The organism is Bacillus sp. EB106-02-03-XG38, from assembly GCF_058792175.1.
On record NZ_JBYTED010000003.1, the window covers coordinates 306,508 to 327,104 of the forward strand.

Annotated in this window: 19 protein-coding genes and 1 other annotated feature; of the genes, 16 read left to right on the plus strand and 3 right to left on the minus strand. The window is 35.0% G+C overall.

Translation table 11 applies throughout. The features are described 5' to 3' along the window. Position 1 precedes the first annotated feature (1 nt). The 11 genes from AC3WTI_RS16080 (at position 2) to srtB (ending at position 15,271) form a co-directional block, all read left to right on the plus strand. A complete protein-coding gene (locus AC3WTI_RS16080) occupies positions 2 to 541 on the plus strand; it encodes a CvpA family protein (RefSeq protein WP_048531573.1) in 540 nt (179 codons plus the stop codon). Positions 542 to 596: 55 nt separating this feature from the next. Continuing rightward, positions 597 to 2,315 carry a DNA polymerase/3'-5' exonuclease PolX gene (polX, locus tag AC3WTI_RS16085; protein ID WP_087957129.1) on the plus strand — a complete coding sequence of 573 codons (1,719 nt, stop codon included), beginning with the start codon at positions 597 to 599 and terminating at the stop codon, positions 2,313 to 2,315. Positions 2,316 to 2,334: 19 nt separating this feature from the next. Continuing rightward, entirely contained in the window at positions 2,335 to 4,695 is a 2,361-nt protein-coding gene (locus tag AC3WTI_RS16090) for an endonuclease MutS2 (protein WP_087957128.1), read from the plus strand. Positions 4,696 to 4,890: 195 nt separating this feature from the next. After that, complete coding sequence (locus AC3WTI_RS16095) at positions 4,891 to 5,580, plus strand: 23S rRNA pseudouridine(2604) synthase RluF (RefSeq protein ID WP_087957127.1); 690 nt, start codon at positions 4,891 to 4,893, stop codon at positions 5,578 to 5,580. Positions 5,581 to 5,689: 109 nt separating this feature from the next. Then, positions 5,690 to 5,940, plus strand: a binding site (T-box leader). Between the two features lie 117 nt (positions 5,941 to 6,057). Then, positions 6,058 to 7,383, plus strand: a complete 1,326-nt coding sequence (gene brnQ6, locus AC3WTI_RS16100; RefSeq protein ID WP_087957126.1) for a branched-chain amino acid transport system II carrier protein BrnQ6 — start codon at positions 6,058 to 6,060, stop codon at positions 7,381 to 7,383. Positions 7,384 to 7,882: 499 nt separating this feature from the next. Next, positions 7,883 to 8,590, plus strand: coding sequence for a heme uptake protein IsdC (gene isdC / locus AC3WTI_RS16105; RefSeq protein ID WP_087957125.1), 708 nt, complete (start codon positions 7,883 to 7,885; stop codon positions 8,588 to 8,590). Positions 8,591 to 8,609: 19 nt separating this feature from the next. Beyond that, a complete protein-coding gene (isdX2, locus tag AC3WTI_RS16110) occupies positions 8,610 to 11,753 on the plus strand; it encodes an NEAT domain-containing hemophore IsdX2 (protein WP_144488060.1) in 3,144 nt (1,047 codons plus the stop codon). A 69-nt stretch (positions 11,754 to 11,822) separates the two neighbouring features. Further along, complete coding sequence (isdE, locus tag AC3WTI_RS16115; protein ID WP_142305825.1) at positions 11,823 to 12,704, plus strand: heme ABC transporter substrate-binding protein IsdE; 882 nt, start codon at positions 11,823 to 11,825, stop codon at positions 12,702 to 12,704. A 27-nt stretch (positions 12,705 to 12,731) separates the two neighbouring features. Beyond that, complete coding sequence (locus AC3WTI_RS16120) at positions 12,732 to 13,715, plus strand: FecCD family ABC transporter permease (RefSeq protein ID WP_064474638.1); 984 nt, start codon at positions 12,732 to 12,734, stop codon at positions 13,713 to 13,715. Further along, entirely contained in the window at positions 13,705 to 14,475 is a 771-nt protein-coding gene (locus tag AC3WTI_RS16125) for an ABC transporter ATP-binding protein (protein WP_097840818.1), read from the plus strand. The genes AC3WTI_RS16120 and AC3WTI_RS16125 overlap by 11 nt, the downstream gene beginning before the upstream one ends. A 31-nt stretch (positions 14,476 to 14,506) precedes the next feature. Further along, positions 14,507 to 15,271, plus strand: coding sequence for a class B sortase (srtB, locus tag AC3WTI_RS16130; protein WP_097840817.1), 765 nt, complete (start codon positions 14,507 to 14,509; stop codon positions 15,269 to 15,271). Between the two features lie 65 nt (positions 15,272 to 15,336). Here srtB and isdG read toward each other — a convergent pair whose 3' ends face one another. Beyond that, positions 15,337 to 15,660, minus strand: coding sequence for a heme oxygenase (gene isdG, locus AC3WTI_RS16135; RefSeq protein ID WP_097840816.1), 324 nt, complete (start codon positions 15,658 to 15,660; stop codon positions 15,337 to 15,339). Positions 15,661 to 15,958: 298 nt separating this feature from the next. Here isdG and AC3WTI_RS16140 point away from each other — a divergent pair, with 298 nt between their 5' ends. Further along, the gene (locus AC3WTI_RS16140) at positions 15,959 to 17,158 is read left to right on the plus strand and encodes a class I SAM-dependent rRNA methyltransferase (protein ID WP_097840815.1); all 1,200 of its coding nucleotides are present in this window, start codon (positions 15,959 to 15,961) and stop codon (positions 17,156 to 17,158) included. A gap of 39 nt (positions 17,159 to 17,197) precedes the next feature. Here the strand turns inward: AC3WTI_RS16140 and AC3WTI_RS16145 are convergent, their stop codons facing one another. Next, positions 17,198 to 17,392: a YwbE family protein gene (locus AC3WTI_RS16145; RefSeq protein ID WP_001014310.1), complete on the minus strand. Its 195-nt coding sequence runs from the start codon at positions 17,390 to 17,392 to the stop codon at positions 17,198 to 17,200. Further along, positions 17,393 to 17,566, minus strand: coding sequence for a hypothetical protein (locus AC3WTI_RS16150; RefSeq protein ID WP_001293578.1), 174 nt, complete (start codon positions 17,564 to 17,566; stop codon positions 17,393 to 17,395). It lies immediately after the preceding gene. Between the two features lie 169 nt (positions 17,567 to 17,735). On the opposite strand from AC3WTI_RS16150, the gene AC3WTI_RS16155 reads away from it, so the two are divergent. From AC3WTI_RS16155 to AC3WTI_RS16170, 4 genes are all read left to right on the plus strand, one after another. Further along, the gene (locus AC3WTI_RS16155) at positions 17,736 to 18,431 is read left to right on the plus strand and encodes a response regulator transcription factor (RefSeq protein ID WP_097840814.1); all 696 of its coding nucleotides are present in this window, start codon (positions 17,736 to 17,738) and stop codon (positions 18,429 to 18,431) included. 1 nt (position 18,432) lies between these two features. Further along, positions 18,433 to 19,368: a HAMP domain-containing histidine kinase gene (locus tag AC3WTI_RS16160; protein ID WP_087957118.1), complete on the plus strand. Its 936-nt coding sequence runs from the start codon at positions 18,433 to 18,435 to the stop codon at positions 19,366 to 19,368. A gap of 125 nt (positions 19,369 to 19,493) precedes the next feature. Beyond that, positions 19,494 to 20,417: an ABC transporter ATP-binding protein gene (locus AC3WTI_RS16165; RefSeq protein WP_087957117.1), complete on the plus strand. Its 924-nt coding sequence runs from the start codon at positions 19,494 to 19,496 to the stop codon at positions 20,415 to 20,417. Beyond that, positions 20,410 to 20,571: a hypothetical protein gene (locus AC3WTI_RS16170; protein WP_179192041.1), complete on the plus strand. Its 162-nt coding sequence runs from the start codon at positions 20,410 to 20,412 to the stop codon at positions 20,569 to 20,571. The genes AC3WTI_RS16165 and AC3WTI_RS16170 overlap by 8 nt, the downstream gene beginning before the upstream one ends. The last annotated feature ends 26 nt before the right edge of the window (positions 20,572 to 20,597 follow it).

Below are 20,597 nucleotides of genomic sequence, written 5' to 3' on the forward strand. Positions count from 1 at the left end.
CATGATTGATATTATTATCATTTTACTGCTTGTTATGGGATTTTTCCTCGGCTTACGCAGAGGGTTTATCTTGCAACTTGTAAAGTTAACAAGCTTTATTATCGCATACCTTGTTGCATACTGGTACTGTAAAGATTTAGCGCCAGCACTTGCGAAATTTATTCCGTATCCATTTGATAAAAACGTATCTGTTCCAGAATGGATTGATGCAAATAATATTGAAACAGTATTTTATCAAGCACTTGCGTTTATCGTATTATTTATTATTACAAAAATCGCACTTTCATTACTTGGTAATTTGCTAAATATGTTTGCAGAAATACCGGTTTTAAAGCAAGTAAATGCGTTTGCGGGGGCAATCCTCGGATTTTTAGAAGTGTATATTATTTTGTTTGTTTTAATTATCGTTGGAAACATTCTTCCGATTGAACAACTACAAACACCATTACAAAAATCATCAATTAGCAAAATAATTGTAGACGATACACCGATTCTCTCTGAAAAGGTGAAGGAACTATGGCAGACAGGTAGCAGAGTATAACTTCTCTTTTTTCGGAAAGAGAAGTTTTTTTCTATGAAAGAAAGGCGGGGTAATGATGAAAGTAAATAAAAAACAAGTTATCAAATTATTAGAGACAATCGGGCTTTTTATGGAACTAAAGGGCGCGAATCCATTTAAAATATCTGCATTTCGTAAAGCGGCAGCAGCATTAGAAAGTGATGATCGTAGTCTTTCTGAGATTGAAGATTTCACGAAGATTCCGGGCATTGGAAAAGGAACAGCGGCAGTTATTCAAGAATATATAGAATCGGGAACATCTGAAGTGTTACAAGAGCTTGAACAAGAAGTGCCAAGTAGCTTATTGCCATTATTAAAATTGCCAGGCCTTGGTGGTAAAAAGGTAGCTAAGTTATATAAAGAACTTGGTGTTGTTGATATGGAATCGCTAAAAGCGGTTTGTGAGGAAAATAAAGTACAAGCTTTAGCAGGTTTTGGTAAGAAGACAGAAGAGAAAATATTGGAAGCAATCGATCAAGTAGGATCTCGTCCAGAGCGTTTGCCAATCGCAATGGTATTGCCTATTGCCGGGGAAATAGAGGAGAAATTGTCGAATATTGCTGAAGTAATTCGTTTCTCTCGCGCTGGTAGTTTACGTCGTGTTCGTGAAACAGTGAAAGATTTAGACTTTATTATTGCGACGACAGAACCAGCGGCAGTACGTGAGCATTTACTGCAATTTGATAATATGATTGAAGTAATCGCGAGCGGGGATACGAAGGTTTCTGTTCGTCTTCAATATGAATATGATATTTCAATTGATTTCCGTTTAGTAAAACCAGAAGAGTTTATTACAACTCTTCATCATTTCACAGGATCAAAAGACCATAACGTAAAAATGCGTCAAATCGCAAAAGATAAAGGCGAGAAAATTAGTGAGTACGGTGTAGAAATCTTGGAAACAGGCGAAGTGAAAACATTCGAGACGGAAGAAGAATTCTTTGCTCATTTCGGTCTTCCATTTATCCCGCCAGAAGTGCGTGAAGATGGAAAAGAAATTGAATTAATTAAAGAGTATCCAAACTTAATTCAGTTCTCTGATATACAAGGTGATTTACATATGCATACAACATGGAGTGACGGTGCCTTTTCAATTGAGGAAATGGTACAGGCATGTCGTGCTCGTGGGTATAAATTTATGGCAATTACCGACCATTCACAATACTTAAAAGTAGCGAACGGTTTAACGAAAGAGCGCCTTCGTGAACAAGCGAAAGAAATTGAACGCATGAATGAAAAGTATCCAGACATTACAATTTTACGCGGAATTGAAATGGATATTTTACCAGACGCAACACTTGATTTTGATGATGAAGTATTAGCAGAATTAGATTACGTCATTGGAGCGATTCACTCTAGTTTCTCACAAGACCGTGAGACGATTATGAAACGTCTTCGCACTGCGCTAGAGAATAAGCATGTCACAATGATTGCCCATCCGACAGGACGTCTTCTTGGACGCCGTGAAGGATACGATGTAGATACAGATTTATTAATCGAACTCGCAAAAGAAACAAATACAGTTTTAGAATTAAATGCGAATCCAAATCGTTTAGATTTAAGCGCGAAATTATTAAAACAAGCACAAGATGCTGGTGTAAAAGTAGCGATTAATACGGATGCTCATACGCTTGAAATGCTAGAAGATATGGAAACAGGTGTAGCGGCAGCACGTAAAGGTTGGATTCAAAAAGATAACGTGATTAACACGTGGGATATTGAACGTTTATTAGCCTATATTAAACGTAATAAGTAACACAAGGGGGACCTGCAACATGTTAGAAAGAACGTTGCGTGTATTAGAATACAATAAAGTAAAAGAACAATTACTTGAACATACAGCTTCTTCACTTGGTCGTGACAAAGTGAAGCATTTAGTGCCGAGCACTGATTTTGAAGAAATTGTAGAAATGCAAGATACAACGGATGAAGCAGCGAAGGTCATTCGTTTAAAAGGTAGTGCACCATTAGGTGGTATTACGGATATTCGCTCAAATGTGAAGCGTGCAAAGATTGGAAGTATGTTAAGCCCAAATGAACTACTTGATATTGCCAATACGATGTATGGTAGTCGCAATATGAAACGTTTCATTGAAGATATGGTTGATAATGGTGTCGAGCTTCCAATTTTAGAAACGCATGTCGCTCAAATTGTATCTTTATATGATTTAGAAAAGAAAATTACAAATTGCATCGGTGATGGCGGTGAAGTAGTCGATAGCGCAAGTGATAAACTGCGTGGTATTCGTACTCAAATTCGTACTGCGGAAAGCCGTATTCGTGAGAAGTTAGAAAACATGACGCGTTCTTCAAACGCGCAAAAGATGCTGTCTGACTCGATTGTAACAATTCGTAACGAACGTTACGTAATCCCAGTAAAACAAGAATACCGCGGCGTATATGGCGGTATTGTTCACGATCAATCAGCATCTGGGCAAACGTTATTTATTGAACCGCAAGTCATTGTAGAATTAAATAACGCGCTTCAAGAAGCACGTGTGAAAGAAAAACAAGAAATCGAACGCATCTTATTGATGTTAACAGAAGAAGTAGCAGTAGAAGCAGATATCGTTTTATCTAACGTAGAAGTAGTGGCGAATCTTGACTTCATCTTTGCGAAAGCTTTTTATGCGAAGCGTATTAAAGCAACGAAGCCAATCGTAAATAACGAGCGTTACATGGACTTAAGACAAGCGCGTCATCCGCTTATTGATCCAGAAATTATCGTGCCAAATAACATTATGTTAGGGAAAGATTTCACGACAATTGTTATTACAGGACCGAATACAGGTGGTAAAACAGTTACGCTGAAAACAGTTGGTATTTGTGTATTAATGGCGCAATCTGGTCTTCATATTCCCGTAATGGACGAGTCAGAGATTTGTGTATTTAAAAATATCTTTGCTGATATCGGTGATGAGCAATCGATTGAACAAAGTTTAAGTACGTTCTCTTCACATATGGTGAACATTGTTGATATTTTAGAAAAAGCTGATTTCGAAAGCTTAGTTTTATTCGATGAATTAGGTGCTGGAACGGACCCGCAAGAAGGGGCTGCACTAGCAATTTCAATTTTAGATGAAGTATGTAATCGTGGTGCTCGCGTTGTTGCTACGACGCATTACCCAGAATTAAAAGCATACGGATATAACCGTGAACAAGTTATTAATGCGAGCGTTGAGTTCGATGTGAACACGTTAAGCCCAACATATAAATTATTAATCGGTGTACCAGGACGTAGTAATGCCTTCGAAATTTCGAAACGCCTTGGGCTATCTGATCGCGTGATTGATCAAGCTCGTAATCACATTAGTACAGATACAAACAAAATTGAAAATATGATTGCGAAGTTAGAAGAAAGTCAAAAGAACGCAGAGCGTGATTGGAACGAAGCAGAAGCACTTCGCAAGCAATCTGAAAAACTTCATCGCGATTTACAACGTCAAATCATTGAATTTAACGAAGATCGTGATGAACGATTATTAAAAGCGCAAAAAGAAGGGGAAGAAAAAGTCGAAGCTGCAAAGAAAGAAGCAGAAGGCATTATTCAAGAACTTCGTCAATTGCGTAAAGCACAGCTTGCAAACGTGAAAGATCACGAGCTAATTGAAGCGAAGAGCCGTTTAGAAGGCGCAGCGCCAGAGCTTGTGAAGAAACAAAAAGTAAACGTGAAAAACACTGCGCCGAAACAACAGTTACGCGCAGGTGATGAAGTAAAAGTATTAACATTCGGTCAAAAAGGTCAACTACTTGAAAAAGTAAGTGATACAGAGTGGAGTGTACAAATCGGTATTCTGAAGATGAAAGTAAAAGAGTCTAACATGGAATACATTAACACACCGAAGCAAACAGAGAAAAAAGCAGTTGCAACAGTAAAAGGTAGAGACTACCACGTTTCATTAGAACTTGACCTTCGTGGTGAAAGATTTGAAAATGCAATGGTGCGCGTCGAGAAATATTTAGACGATGCCCAGCTTGCAAGCTATCCTCGCGTATCAATCATTCACGGTAAAGGAACAGGAGCACTTCGCCAAGGTGTACAAGATTACTTGAAGAAGCACCGCGGTGTGAAAAACTTCCGTTACGGTGACATGGGCGAGGGAGGCCTAGGCGTAACAGTTGTCGAATTAAAATAGAAAACAACGAAACAAAGGGGAAACCATTATATGTTTATGGACAAACTTGCAAAAGTATTGTTAGCTTGTTGCGGAATATTTTTGGTGATTGGGGTTATTTATTTAGTTGTTTTTGCGAAGTAAACGAGCGTCAATCGTGGCATAATGATATTGCCATAGATTGACGCTTTTAATATATGTGAAAAGGAACAAAACATGAAAATCAACCAATACATAAGTGAAGCAAAATCTTGCTCCAGACGTGAAACAGATCGCCTCATTAAAGCTGGACGCGTGGCTATTAACGGGGAAATATGTACGCACGGCGCAATCGTGAACGATGGTGATGTTGTAACAATTGATGGACAGGTTCTTGCAAAGGAAGAGAAAGAAAAGGTGTATATCGCCTTTCATAAACCAGTTGGTATTACTTGTACAGCAGCCGATCATATTGAAGATAATATTATTGATTATATTAATTATCCAGAGCGAATTTTTCCTGTTGGACGATTAGATAAAGCTTCAGAAGGCCTTATTTTATTAACGAATGACGGCGGGATTGCAAATCAAATTTTACACGGAGATCATGAGCACGAGAAAGAATATATCGTTACGGTAGATAAGCCGTTTACAGATTGGTTTATTGATGAGATGTCCAGCGGTGTAAAGATTAAAGGTGGAATGACGAAGCCATGTAAAGTGACAAGAGTGGATCAGTCTACATTTCGCATCATTTTAACGCAAGGAATGAACAGACAAATTCGTAGAATGAGCCGTGCTTTCGGGTTTACTGTAACGAAGCTAAAGCGAGTTCGTATTATGAATATAGAGCTAAATGGACTGGAATCTGGAAAGTGGCGGGATATTACAGCTGAAGAATTAGAAATATTAATAGGACAGTTATAGGGAGGGAAAATTTTCTCCCTATATTTTTTTTGTCAGAAAAAATAAAACTATTGATTTTTTTAAAAGTAGCCCATATAATAAAAAACAACAAGTTTCGACAAGATATTTTATAAAAGTAATGATGAGGACATGAGTTGTTTTTTACGATTCTCAGAGAGGGAAGCCTAGGCTGTGAGCTTCCTAATACGGACAGACAAACTTACCACCTCTAAACTTCAAGAGTGAACTGCATGATGCATTGTAATTCTTGGCGGATAAAACCGTTATCAATTTACACGAGCTATAAAATGAGCTTATTTTGTTATAAATTCATTTTATTAGAATAAGGGTGGAACCACGATTTCAACACTCGTCCCTTTGTTAGGGACGGGTGTTTTTTGCGTTCTTTTACGGGGAAGTATGCTTGAAAGAGGATATGTGACGGATTTTAATTCAGAATATTTTGTTAAATAAAAAATATGTAGGAGGTTAATAGAAATGAAATCATCTTTAAAGTTTTCTGAGATGTTTGCAATAAGTTTAATGTTATTTGCACTATTTTTCGGTGCAGGTAATATGATTTTCCCGCCGGCTTTAGGACAAGGTGCTGGAACAGATGTATGGATCGCGTTGTTTGGTTTTATCGTAACAGGTGTTGGATTGCCTTTATTAGGAGTTATCGTTATAGCTCTAAAGGGAGATATTAATGAGCTAGCAGGGCGTGTGCATCCTATATTCGCACTAGTTTTTATCACTGCAATTTATTTATGTTTAGGCGTATTCGTAAGTGTTCCGCGTACAGGAACAGTTGCTTATGAAATGAGTGTTGCACCGTTTTTACCAAGTGAGATAGCTGGTCAATCGTATCCACTTGTTATCTTTACATTCATTTTCTTTGCTGTAACTTTCTATTTAGCTTTAAACCCATCGAAATTAGTGGGCCGCATTGGTAAAGTATTAACTCCAATTTTATTAGCTGTTATTGCAATTATCGTAGTGAAAGCACTTATTACACCAATTGGAGAATTTGGCGCACCGACAGAAGCATATAGTGCTCCGCTCTTTAAAGGTTTTATTGATGGATATTTAACTTTAGATGGACTTGCAGCACTTGTTTTCGGTAATGTTGTCATTCATGCTTTAAAAGAAAAAGGTGTTACAAATAAGAACAGCATTGCAAAAGTAACAATCTTTGCAGGATTTATTGCAGCACTTGGATTACTTCTAGTTTATTTAGCGCTTGCTTACCTTGGAGCTTCTAGTGTGTCTCTTGGAATGGGAGCAAACGGAGGAATTATTTTAACAAACGTTGTAAATCATTTATTTGGTAGTTATGGAACGCTATTACTAGGAATCGCAATTACAGCGGCATGTTTAACAACTTCTGTAGGTATTGTTGCAGCTTGTGGTGATTATTTTTCTTCCTTATTACCAAAGCTTTCTTATCAAAAAGTCGTTTTCATTTTCTGTGTATTAGCATTTATGGTAGCGAATCTTGGGTTAACTCAGTTAAATGCATTAGCATTACCGATTTTAATTGCAATTTACCCAATTGGTATCGTGCTAATTGTATTATCACTTGTTGAAAACTATATTCGTCTTCCTTTAGTAATGTATGTAGGTGGTATTGTAGGAGCGTTCATGATCAGCTTCTTTGATGGATTGCACAATGCGAATCTTCAAATTGTGGCATTAGCACCTATTTTAAATAAAGTTCCGTTATATAGTGTAGGGATTGGGTGGTTAGTTCCTGCTCTAGTAGGTATTGTAATTGGATATGTCATTTCTTTGTTTCAAAAGCAAGAAGTTGCTGTAGAAAAATAGTGAAAAGAGGCTTTCTATGAAAGAAAGCCTCTTTTTTTGTAGAAAAAATTGTATATAGGGAAATTTGGATATTAAAAATTTTATACGTAATATAGTTGACAAAAAAATTAGCATTAGGCTAAGATTGACTTAGTTGTGGAAATATTGGAAGGAAAGTGAGGAGTGAAAGGTATAAGGTTTTCTATAACGATATCATTTTGTAGATAGAGGTGATAGAGTACGAGAATGGTGAGTGTTATTTTTTTTGAGCTTCATTGAGAATGATAATCAACAAAAAAAGATAGGGACTTATGTGAAAAGATGAATCGCTCTTTATAAGGAATAGAGAGGGATATTATTTTTAACACGTAGTGAGAATGATAATCAATAATATCTACGTTACATAAATAAATTACAATTAAATAGTGATAGAGGATTATTATTTTTTTCTTATAAAATGAGAATAATTATCATTTTCGAAAATTACGGATGAAGGATAAACGAGGAGGAAGTAAGCCAAATGAGAAAGATTTCTGTATTACCCGCTTTTATTATAACGTTCGTATGTATGCTAGCTTTTCTTGTCATGCCATATGGGAAAGTTTCAGCGCAACTAGCTGACGGTACGTATGATATTAACTATGTTATTCAAAAAGCGGAAAATGATTCAGCTTCAATGGCAAATGATTATTTTGAAAAACCAGCTAAGTTAGTTGTAAAAAATGGTGAAATGAGAGTACAAATTCCGATGAATCATAGTGCTTGGATTACAGAATTTAAAGCACCTGAGAATGGGAATTTTGTTGATGCAAAAGTTGTTAATAAAGATGAATCAGCAGATAAAAGAACTGTAGAGTTTAAAATAGACGACTTATCTAAACCAGCAGCTGCAAAAATTCATGTTGTTGTACCTAACGTAAATTATGACCATAACTACACAATTCGCTTTGCGTTTGATGCAAATGTAAAAGCGGTAGGTGGAGAAAATAAAGCAACTGCTGTAACAAAGAATAATGATCAAACAAAAACAGATACAAAAGTAAAAGAAGAAGTGAAGAAAGAAGAGAGTAAAGAAGTAAATAAAGAGGCGAACAAAGGAACAAATGAAAGTGGTAAAGCTGAAAAAACAGATAACCCAAAAACAGGAGATGAAGCACGCATTGGATTATTTGCAGCGCTAATTCTTATTTCAGGTGTTTTCTTAATTCGTAGAATACGTCAAAACTAAATAAAGGAGCGTTATTCCATTGAATAGATATCTTAAAATTGTTGTTGCGATGTGTTTAATGATATTTACATTCGTCTCAACATTACAACCTCTTGCAGTTCAAGCAGCAAGTCAACTAGCTGACGGTGAATATTCAATCGGTTTCAAAGTTCTTAAGGATACATCAGATGAAGAATCTATGATGAATCAATACTCTGTAAGTCCAGGAACTTTAAAAGTGAAGGATGGGAAGAAGAAGGTATCCTTTACCTTAGAACATAGTTCATGGATTACAAAGTTTGAAACAGAAAAAAGTGGCCAGTTTGTTGCGACAAATGTAATTAGTGAAGATAAAGAAAAAGATACAAGAGTAGTAGAATTTGAAGTGGACGATGTAGAGAAAGTATTAAATGCGAAAGTAAAAGTAGACATAGATTTTTTAAATTATCATCATGACTATGATGTGCGTATTGCATTTGATCAAAATAGCATTACACCAATTCATGTAGAAAAACCAGATGAAAAAGAGGACCCAGCTAATAAGCCAGATCCTAATGAAACTACGGATCCAAGTCAGAAGCCCGACCAAAAGCCTGACTCAGATCAACAACCAAATTCTAACACAATTAAAGATGGAGAGTACAGTATTCCATTTAAAGTGTTAAAAAATCAAACAGATGAAGAATCTAAGATGAATACTTACATGGTAAATCCAGGAGTATTAAAAGTAGAAAACGGTAAGAAAAAAGCAATTGTAACAATAACAAGTAGTTCATTAATTAAAAATTTCCAAACGGAAAAAGATGGTTCATTTGTTGATGCAAAAGTAGTGAGTGAAGATAAAGAAAAAGATACAAGAGTAGTAGAGTTAGAAGTGGACGATTTATCAAAAAAACTAAATACAAAAGTATTTATCGAAATGGCATCAAGAAACTATAAGCAAACACATGAGGTACAACTTCAATTTAATCAAGAAAAACTTGAGCCAATTAAAAATGAAGAGAAACAACCGGAAGTAGAAAAACCAGAAGTTGAAACAATTAAAGACGGAGAGTACAGCATTCCATTTAAAGTATTAAAAGATAAGACAGATGAAGAATCTAGAATGAAAGACAAGCTAATAAGTCCAGGAGTATTAAAAGTAGAAAACGGTAAGAAAAAGGCAACTGTAACGTTAACAGATAACGCATCAATTAAAAATTTCCAAACAGAAAAAGATGGTTCATTTGTTGATGCGAAAGTAGTAAGTGAAAATAAAGAGAAAAATACAAGAGTAGTAGAATTTGAAGTAGACAGTTTATCTAAAAAGTTGAATGCAAAAGTATTTATTGAAGTGGCATCACAAAATTATAAACAAACGCATGAATTACAACTTCAATTTAATCAAGAAAAACTTGAGCCAATTAAGAGCGAAGAAAAGCAACCAGAGGTAGAGAAACCAGAAGTAGAGAAGCCGAATGTTGAAACAATTAAAGATGGTGAATACAGCATTAGTTTCAAAGCTTTAAAAGATCAAACAGAAGAAATCTCAATGATGAACACGTATACAAAGAGTCCAGGCGTGTTAAAAGTGAAAGATGGTAAAAAATATGTATCATTTACATTAACGAATAGTGCGTGGATTACAAAGTTTGAATTTGAGAAAAATGGTTCGTTTGTTGATGCAAGTGTATTAAGTGAAGATAAAAAAGCTGATACACGTGTAGTGGAAGTAGCGGTAGACGATTTATCTAAAAAGTTAAATGCAAAAGTAAAAGTAGATATCGATTCAATGAATTATCACCATTTCTATGACATTCAATTTGCATTTGATAAAGGTAGCATTACACCGTTAGACAATCAAGGTGAAAACAATAACCAAGGTGGAAACGACAACCAAGGCGGAAACGACAACCAAGGCGGAAACGACAACCAAGGTGGAAACAATAACCAAGGCGGAAACGATAACCAAGGCGGAAACAATAACCAAGGCGGAAACGATAACCAAGGCGGAAACAATAACCAAGGCGGAAACAATAACCAAGGTAATAACACAATCATTGATCCAAAAGCTCTTAAAGATGGTGCATACAGCATCGATTTTAAAGTTTTAAAAGATAAAACAGAAGAAATTTCAATCATGAACACATATACAAAGAGTCCAGCTGTACTAAAAGTGAAAGATGGCAAGAAGTATGTATCGTTTACATTAACGAATAGTGCATGGATTACAAAGTTTGAGTTTGAGAAGAATGGTTCTTTTGTTAATGCAAAAGTGTTAAGTGAGAATAAAGAACAAAATACAAAAGTAGTAGAGTTAGAAGTAGATGATTTATCGAAAAAATTAAATGCAAAAGTAAAAGTAGACATTGATGCAATGAATTATCACCATTTCTACGATGTTCAATTTGTATTTGATCAAAAGAGTATTAAATCATTAGATAACCAAGGTGGAAACGACAACCAAGGCGGAAACGATAACCAAGGTGGAAACGACAACCAAGGCGGAAACGATAACCAAGGCGGAAATGACAACCAAGGCGGAAATAATACGCCAAAAGTAATAGTTGATCCGAAAAATTTAGTAGATGGTGAATATGATATTCCATTTAAAGTGTTAAAAGATAAAACAAATGAGCTTTCAAAGATGCATGATTATACTGTACATCCAGCCAAATTAATCGTTAAAGATGGTAAAAAGTACATTGAGATGACGCTGAAAAATAGTGCGTGGATTACGAAATTCCAAACAGAAAAAGATGGTTTATTTGCTGATACAAAACTAGTAAGTGAAGATAAAAATGCAAATACGAGAGTAGTACAATTTGAAGTAAGTGATTTATTTGCAAAATTAAATGCAAAAGTGAAAGTAGATATTAACGAAATGAACTACCATCATTTCTACGATGTCCAAATTCAATTTGATACAAACAATGTTGGTGCGTTAGGAACGATTAAAGAGGATCCAAAAAAAGATCCGAACAATCCAGTGATTACACCGAAAGTAGATAATGTGAAAAAAGTAGATACGCCTGATTTTAACCGAAATGCAGATGATAAGAAGAAAAAAGAAGGCCAAAAAAATGATCCGAAAAAAGAGAAAAACTCAAAGACGGCAGATACAGCACAACTAGGTTTATACATGGTGCTACTGCTAGGGTCACTTGCTTTACTAGTTCGTAAATATAGAGCAGGTAGATTGTAATTTTTGGAGTCTTGATGCGTGTTCGCGTGCATCAAGACTTGTTTCATATTGTTCGGAAAGGAGTGGTGATTGAGAGTGAAGAAAATTGCAAGTGTATTAATGGCTATCATTTTATTAGTGAGTATAGCTGGATGCTCGGCGCCAAAAAAAGAAGTAGCAAAACAGGTGAAGAGTGAGAGTAAAGAGAGAGTTGTTGCCACGACAGTCGCTGTTACTGAAATTATGGATGCGTTAGAAGTAGAGTTAGTTGGTGTTCCAACGAGTACGAAAGATTTACCAAAGAGATATAAAGGGTTGCCTGAAGTCGGGAATCCGATGAGTCCTGATATGGAAAAGGTAAAATCATTAAAGCCGTCAGAAGTATTATCTGTGACAACACTTGAATATGAATTAAAGCCAGTTTTTGATGGTATAGGTATGAAAGCAAACTTTGTAGACTTAACTAGTTTGAAAAATATGCAAAATTCCATTAGTAATTTAGGTAAGCAATATGGACGTGAAAAGCAGGCTGAAGCAGTTGTAACGAAGTTAGATAAAAAGGTTGCTAGTATTCAAAAAGAAGTAAAAGGAAAGAAAGAACCGACAGTACTTATTTTATTAGGTGTGCCGGGGAGTTATTTAGTAGCGACAGAGCATTCTTACATTGGAGATTTAGTGAAGCAACTAGGTGGTAAAAACATTGTACAAGGTGAGCAAGTAGAGTATTTAGCCTCTAATACAGAGTACTTAAAAAAAGCAGATCCAGACATTATTTTACGAGCAGCACATGGTATGCCAGATGAAGTTGTAAAAATGTTTGATAAAGAATTTAAAACAAATGATATTTGGAAACACTTCGCTGCAGTTAAAAATAATCGTGTTTACGATTTAGAAGAGCGTTTATTTGGAACGACAGGTAATTTAGCAGCAATTGAAGCGTTAGATGAATTGAAAAAAATGATGTATCCGTGATGCATTTTAATATAAAGGAAGAGTGGAATGAACAAAAAAACTTGGAGTTTCCTCATTGTTACTGCATTGCTTATTGTTATGACGTCATTGTCAGCGACGAAAGGAAGTTTAGAAATAGGAATAGTGGACCTTGTACAAGGGATATTTACAGGGGCCAATGAAGATGTTGAAGTAATTAAAGATTTACGTTTCCCGCGTATTATTATTGCGCTGTTCACCGGGGCGGCTCTTGCTGTTTCAGGTGTGCTTTTTCAAGCTGTTATGAAAAACCCACTTGCTGATGCTGGAGTGATCGGTATTTCTTCAGGAGCAAGTTTTATGACACTTGTTATTATTACGTTATTCCCGCAATTCTTTTTCTGGACACCAGTATTCGCCTTTTTAGGTGGTGCGTTTGCATGTTATCTCGTTTATGCATTTTCATGGAAGTCAGGGTTAAGTCCACTTCGCATTATTTTAGTTGGTATAGCTATTAATGCGATGTTCACTGGCTTAAATGAATCATTCATTACAATTTGTGGATATTTCATTAAGAGTATTAAGCAAACGACGACTTCTAACATAACGATGAAGACGTGGGGCGATGTAGAAATCATGGTTACGTATGGAACAATTGGTCTTATTCTTGCTCTGTTTGTAGGAGCTTGGTGTAACTTATTATCGTTACAAGATAAGACTGCGAAAAACTTAGGTTTGCACGTGACGAGAGTTCGTCTTATTATCTCTGCTATTGCAGTACTTTTAGCGGCAGTATCAACAGCGATTGCAGGAGTTATCGCTTTCGTAGGATTACTTGTTCCGCACATTTCAAGGCAACTAGTCGGTTCAGATCATAAAGTATTAATTCCATTTTCTGCTCTTGCAGGAGCGTTATTAATTTTGACGGCGGATACGATTGGAAGGTTAATTGTGCCACCTAATGAAATTCCAGCGGCGACGATTATGGCAGTTATTGGTGGCCCATTCTTAATATTCTTGCTTAGAAAGAGTGATAAAGTTCATGGAAATTAAAAATGTAACCTTTTCGTATGATAATATAACGGATCGATTAAAGTCAGTTAGTAGTGAAATAGAAATTGGTAAAATTACAACAATTATTGGTCCGAACGGTTGCGGGAAATCGACATTACTTGGCGTGATGTCAAGAAATCACGATCCTCGTAGCGGAGAGGTAATACTGGATGGGAAGGCGATTACCCAATATAAACCGAAAGAGTTTGCTAGAAAATTAGCTGTTGTCCATCAACAAAATGAAGCACCGGTAGATATGACGGTAGAGAAATTAACAAGTTTTGGTCGTATGCCTCATAAAAATATTTTTTCCTCGCAAACTGATGAAGATAGAGACGCGATCGAAAGGGCTTTAGAATGTACGAATTTGCTAAGTAAACGTGATAAAGAGATTCACGCTTTATCTGGTGGAGAAAGACAACGTGTCTGGATTGCTATGACGTTAGCTCAGAAAACACCAATGCTCTTTTTAGATGAACCGACAACTTATTTAGATATTTATTATCAACTTGAAATATTAGAGCTAGTAAAAGAGTTAAATGAAGTACATGGATTGACGATTGTTATGGTATTACACGATATTAATCAGGCAATTCGCTATAGTGATCATATCATCGTTATGAAAGATGGCGAGATTGTTACGAAAGGTAAGCCGGATGATGTTGTGACAGAAAGTATGATAAAGACGATATACGGTGTAGATGTTGTTGTAAAGCAAGATGAAGATACAGGGTTGTATATGGTCCCAATGGGTATTTAAATATGCGAACAATCCGTTTTGAGGTGATAATTTGAGTAGTAAAAAAGAACGGAAGAAGAATTCTTTTTTTCAACGAATACTTACAGTTGTTTTTTTAGGTACCTTTTTCTATTCCGTATATGAATTAGGTGATATTTTTATGGATTACTATGAAAATCGTAAAGTAATGGCCGAAGCACAAAACATTTATGAAAAAAGTCCGATGGAAGAGCAATCACAAGATGGGGAAGTGCGTAAACAATTCAAAGCTCTGCAGCAAATTAACGAAGAAATAGTTGGATGGATTACGATGGATGATACACAAATTAATTATCCAATCGTTCAAGCGAAAGACAATGATTACTATTTGTTCCGTAATTATAAAGGTGAAGATATGAGAGCAGGAAGCATCTTTATGGACTATCGTAATGATGTGAAATCTCAAAATCGAAATACGATTTTATATGGTCACCGTATGAAAGATGGTTCTATGTTTGGAAGTTTAAAGAAAATGTTAGATGAGGAATTCTTCATGGCGCATCGTAAATTATATTACGATACATTATTTGAAGGATATGATCTTGAAGTGTTCTCGGTGTATACAACAACAACTGATTTTTATTACATTGAAACGGATTTTAGCAGTGATATGGAATACGTATCATTTTTGGAGGGAATTCAGGAGAAATCGCTGTACAAAACGGATATAAAATTGACAGCAAGTGATCAAATCGTAACACTTTCGACGTGTGACTATGCACTTGATCCGGAAGCAGGAAGGTTAGTCGTACATGCGAAACTAGTAAAAAGACAGTAAAAAAAGTATAGAATATGAGAAGTGGTAACGCTCCTCATATTCTATACTTTAAAAAAGAAATATGTTTACTGTGCTGCAGCCATTGGCATACGTACAACTTTTACATCATAGTAAGAGATTTTATTATCAAGAATATAATCTGGCATTCCGCCTTGATGGGAGTGAGCAGCTTTAAATGCTGGGCTCTTCGTCCAACTTTGGAAATCTTCTTTTGCATTCCAGCGAGTGCTAATTGTTACTTCATCATAATCAACTGTATTTTGCGTTAGAAGCACTTCTAATCCTAAAAAGCCTGGCATTGTTTCGACTTGACCTACTTTATTAAAACGATCAATTAATTTATGTCCATTACCCTTTGTAATTTTAGCTGTATTTGTAACAATAATCATGTTTATTCCTCCTATTAAATGTAGCCTGTATTTTCGAGAATTCATATACATTAAATGATAATGAAAATCATTATCAATGTCAATGGTAAATGTGAAATATATAAGTATTTTTTCTACTATGTTGGACAGTAAGAATTTCAGTTCAAAATGTAGTAAATATGTGGCAGTTAAGCGAGAGAATGAGCGAGTTGTACTAGCAAAGCAATAATATGGTATAGTGAAACGAGGCTGTTTTTTCAGCCTCGCTTTTTAAATGCTTCCTGTAGAGAAAGCATGCAAATGGAAAGGAAGTTATTATATGCGATCAGAAGTAACTGTAAAAATAAAACCGAAATTTATAAAAGAAATTAAAAGTGGATATCCGCTTATTTTAAAAGATGCGATTCAAAATTTAAATGATGTTCAGGAAGAAGGAACAATCATTAAGGTAGTAGATGAGAAGAACCAATTTATCGGAAAAGGCTATTATGGAAAACAAAATAAAGGATACGGCTGGATTTTAACGAGAAAAGAGAGTGAACAAATTAATCAAACTTTCTTTGAAAGTAAAATAAAATCTGCCTTACATAAACGAAAGCAATTTTACAAATCAAGTGATACGACAGCATTCCGCGTCTTAAACGGTGAAGGTGATGGTCTTGGAGGCTTAATCATCGATTATTATGATGGCTATTATGTAGTAAGTTGGTATAGTGAAGGGATTTATACTTTCAGAGATGAGATTATCGCAGCTCTCCAAAAAGTAGCAAACTTTAAAGGGATTTATGAGAAAAAGCGTTTTGATACGAAAGGGAAATACATTGAAGGCGATGATTTCGTAGCAGGAGAGCGTGGTGAGTTCCCGCTTATCGTAAAAGAGAATGGTGTGAACTTTGCTGTTTATTTAAATGACGGAGCGATGGTTGGTGTATTTTTAGATCAGCGTAACGTTCGAAAACAAATTCGTGATAAGTATGCAAGGGGAAGAACCGTGTTAAATATGTTCTCTTATACAGGTGCTTTCTCCGTATTTGCAGCGCTTGGTGGAGCGAGCAAAACGACGAGTGTGGATCTTGCAAATCGTAGTTTAAGTAAAACGATTGAGCAGTTCAGTGTAAATGAAGTTGATTATGAAGCACAAGATATTATTGTAGAAGATGTATTCCTTTACTTCAAATATGCAGCGAAGAAAAAGATGAAATTTGATATGGTCGTACTTGATCCTCCAAGCTTTGCACGTTCAAAGAAATATACATTTAGTGCAGCGAAAGATTATAAAAACTTATTAAAAGAAACAATTGCCATTACAGAAAATAACGGGATTATCGTTGCTTCTACAAATTGTAGCGCATTTGATATGAAAAAGTTTAAAGGCTTTATCGATACGGCATTTAAAGAAATGAATGGCAAATATAAAATATTAGAAGAACATTCTTTACCAGAAGATTTTCGTACCATTGATCAATTTAAAGAAGGAGACTATTTAAAAGTAGTTTTCATCGAGAAAATTAGAGGGTAATAAAGAAAAAGGAGCTCGCGTTTACTTGAGCTCCTTTTCTTATTGAACGATATTTTGTACTCTACCGACTTGCCCGTCTTGCAATCGTACTTTAATGCCATGCGGATGGGAAGGAGAGTTTGTTAAAATATCTTTTACAATTCCACGTGTTAGTTTGCCTGTGCGTTGATCTTGTTTTAATACAATATCAACTTCAAGGCCTGGTGCGATATTAGAACGTTTTTGACCGTTCATTTATACACCTGTACGTCTACGTTGGTTGTTTGTTTTCTTCGTTTGTTGGTTTTGTAATTTTTTTGTTTCTTGGCTTTGGTTTTTAGCATTTTGACCATTACCGTTCCCTTGCTTTTTCTTTGCAAGTTGTTCGCGCATTAAATCAGCTAAGCTTACTTTTTTGTTTTCTGACATGATAAGTCTCCTTTATATAAAGTTAATTATGAACAATCGTAGTGAATTTCATCATATCATTGTTAAGGAAGGAAGGGAAGTTGGTTTGAAAATTCATATAATTGTTTCCAGCATTCATTCGTTGCGATACAATTAAAATGCTAATGTTTGTAAAAAAGGGGATAGACATATGTCACATCATATTTTATTAGTTGAAGATGATATTTCAATTCAAGAGATGGTGGAAAAGTATTTAATAAAGGAAGGTTTTCAAGTTACGATTGCGTCTGATGGAGAAGAAGGGGTGCAAGCCTTTTTTAAATCATCTTTTGATTTAGTGATCCTTGATATAATGATGCCAAAGTTAGACGGATTAGAGGTTGTACGTATTATTCGTGAAAAAAGTGCTGTTCCGATTTTAATGATGTCGGCAAAAGACACAGATGTTGATAAAGCTGTCGGATTAGGACTTGGAGCAGATGATTACATTTGTAAGCCATTTTCTATGATTGAATTAGCTGCACGTGTAAAGGCAGGTATTCGGAGATCTACGAAATACTCGGCTACAGAATCAACAGAAGAAAAGATGATTCAAATTGGTGATTTAACGATTGATCTAACTAATTTTACTGTGGAAAAAAATAGGAATCCTCTCAAACTTACTTTAAAAGAATTTGAGATTCTAAAACTGTTTGTAAAGAATCAAAATCGTGTATTTACAAAAGCACAAATATATACGCTAATTTGGAACGAAGAGTATTATGGTGACGATAACGTTATTAATGTTCATATGAGAAGATTGCGTGAGAAAATCGAAAGTGATCCATCTAATCCAGAATACATTAAAACGTTATGGGGCATCGGCTATAAGTTGGAAGTGATGTAATATGGTCAATTTGTTAATAGGTATTGTTTTTATATTGTTATGTGTCATTTACATACAATATAAAATGAGGAAAAACAGTAGCAAAAATTTAAGATACACATATGAAAAGTTAGAAAGTATTGTAAATGAACAAACAGGCGAGAAGTTACTCGTTATGACAGATGATCTAGAATTGCAAAAATTATTAGTGGCAATTAATCAATTATTAGATGCAAAACAGAAAACGAATGCAGATCATGCGAAAGTAGAAATTTCGATGAGAAAAATGCTTTCAAATATTTCACATGATTTAAAGACGCCACTAACAGTTATTCTTGGATATACAGAAATGTTAAATAAGGATAAAACGATGAGTAAAGAAGAACAGCAAATATTACTTGAAAAGGTACATGTGAAAACGCTAGAAGTCATGGAACTGATTCATAAGTTTTTTGATTTAGCAAAACTAGAATCTGGTGACAAGGCAATCGAAATGACAAAAGTAAATATGAATGAAGTTTGTCGTGAGAAAATTTTATCTTTTTATGATTTAGTGACGACGAAAGGGTTTCAAGTTCATATTAATATACCAGAAAAAAATATATATGCACTTGGAAATGTAGAAGTATTAGGTAGAGTATTGAATAATTTAATATCAAATGCAATTACATATGGAGACGATGGAAAGACACTTGGTGTGATGTTAAGAGATGATGAAACGAGTGTGTATATAGATGTGTGGGATACAGGAAAAGGAATTGATGAATCTCATATTGATAAAGTATTTGAGCGTATGTACACGCTTGAAGATTCAAGAAATAGATTGTACCAAGGAAGTGGTCTAGGATTAACGATTACGAAAAGGCTTGTGGAAGTGATGGATGGAAAAATACATCTTTCTAGTAAGCCATATGAAAAAACAATTTTTACAGTCGTATTAAAAAAGATGCTGTTTTAGCTTGTAGAGAATTAGATTCTACAAGCTTTTTTTCAGCGTAAGGAATTTGTAAGGAATGGGTAAGAAAAAAGAGATTTCCATTGTCTATTATAGAAATATAAAGTATTGCGAAAGGGGAAAATGACATGACATATATATTAAAAACGAATCAGTTAACGAAAGTGTTTAAAGGAAAAGAAGTTATTTCTAGCGTTAACATGCATGTGAAAAAAGGAGAGATATACGGTTTCTTAGGACCAAATGGTGCAGGTAAAACAACGATTATGAAAATGATCACAAATTTAATAAAACCGACGAGCGGTGATATTGAAATTTTCGGAGAGAAGTTAACGGATACATCTTATGAATTGTTAAAGCGTATGGGGACCATTATCGAATATCCAATCTTTTATGATAAATTAACGGCGAAGGAAAACTTAGAATTACATTGTGAATATATGGGATATTACGACAAGAACGCAATTGATCATGCTTTACATTTAGTAAAACTGCACGGTATAGATGATAAAAAAGTAAAAGATTTTTCATTAGGGATGAAGCAACGACTTGGTATTGCAAGGGCGATTATGACAAAGCCAGAACTACTCATTTTAGATGAGCCAATTAACGGTTTAGATCCAATAGGTATTAAAGAATTACGAGAATTATTTAAAATGCTCTGCAAAGAATATGGTATTACGTTATTAGTCTCTAGTCATATTTTAGGCGAGATGGAACTAATGGCAGATACAATTGGTGTAATTCAAAATGGAAAACTAATAAAAGAAGTTTCAATGAAGAGTATTAACGGAAAACAAACAGAGTACATTGAAATTACTGTCCCTGATGTGAAACGTGCAGCTTATATTTTAGAAGATAAACTCGGTATAAAAAATTACAAAATAATGAGTGGAAACATGATTCGTGTGTATGAATTAAAGGCGACGCAGCAAGCTATTTCAAAAGCACTTATTATGAACGATGTAGAAATTGAAAGTATTAATAAGAAACATAGTTCCTTAGAAGAATATTTCTTAAATGTAATGGATGGAGAGGGCATTCATGCTTAATGGATTGTTAGTGAATCTAGTAAGTGGATTGATCGTAATGTTCATAAGTGGGTTTTTATATTATAGAAAACCTGAGAGGAAATGGTTGTTAATTCTAATAGTGATCGGAATGATGAGCGTAGTTACTGCTGGAATTAGAATGTTAGTAGCATAGAGATAGTTATATAAAGAATGGAGAAG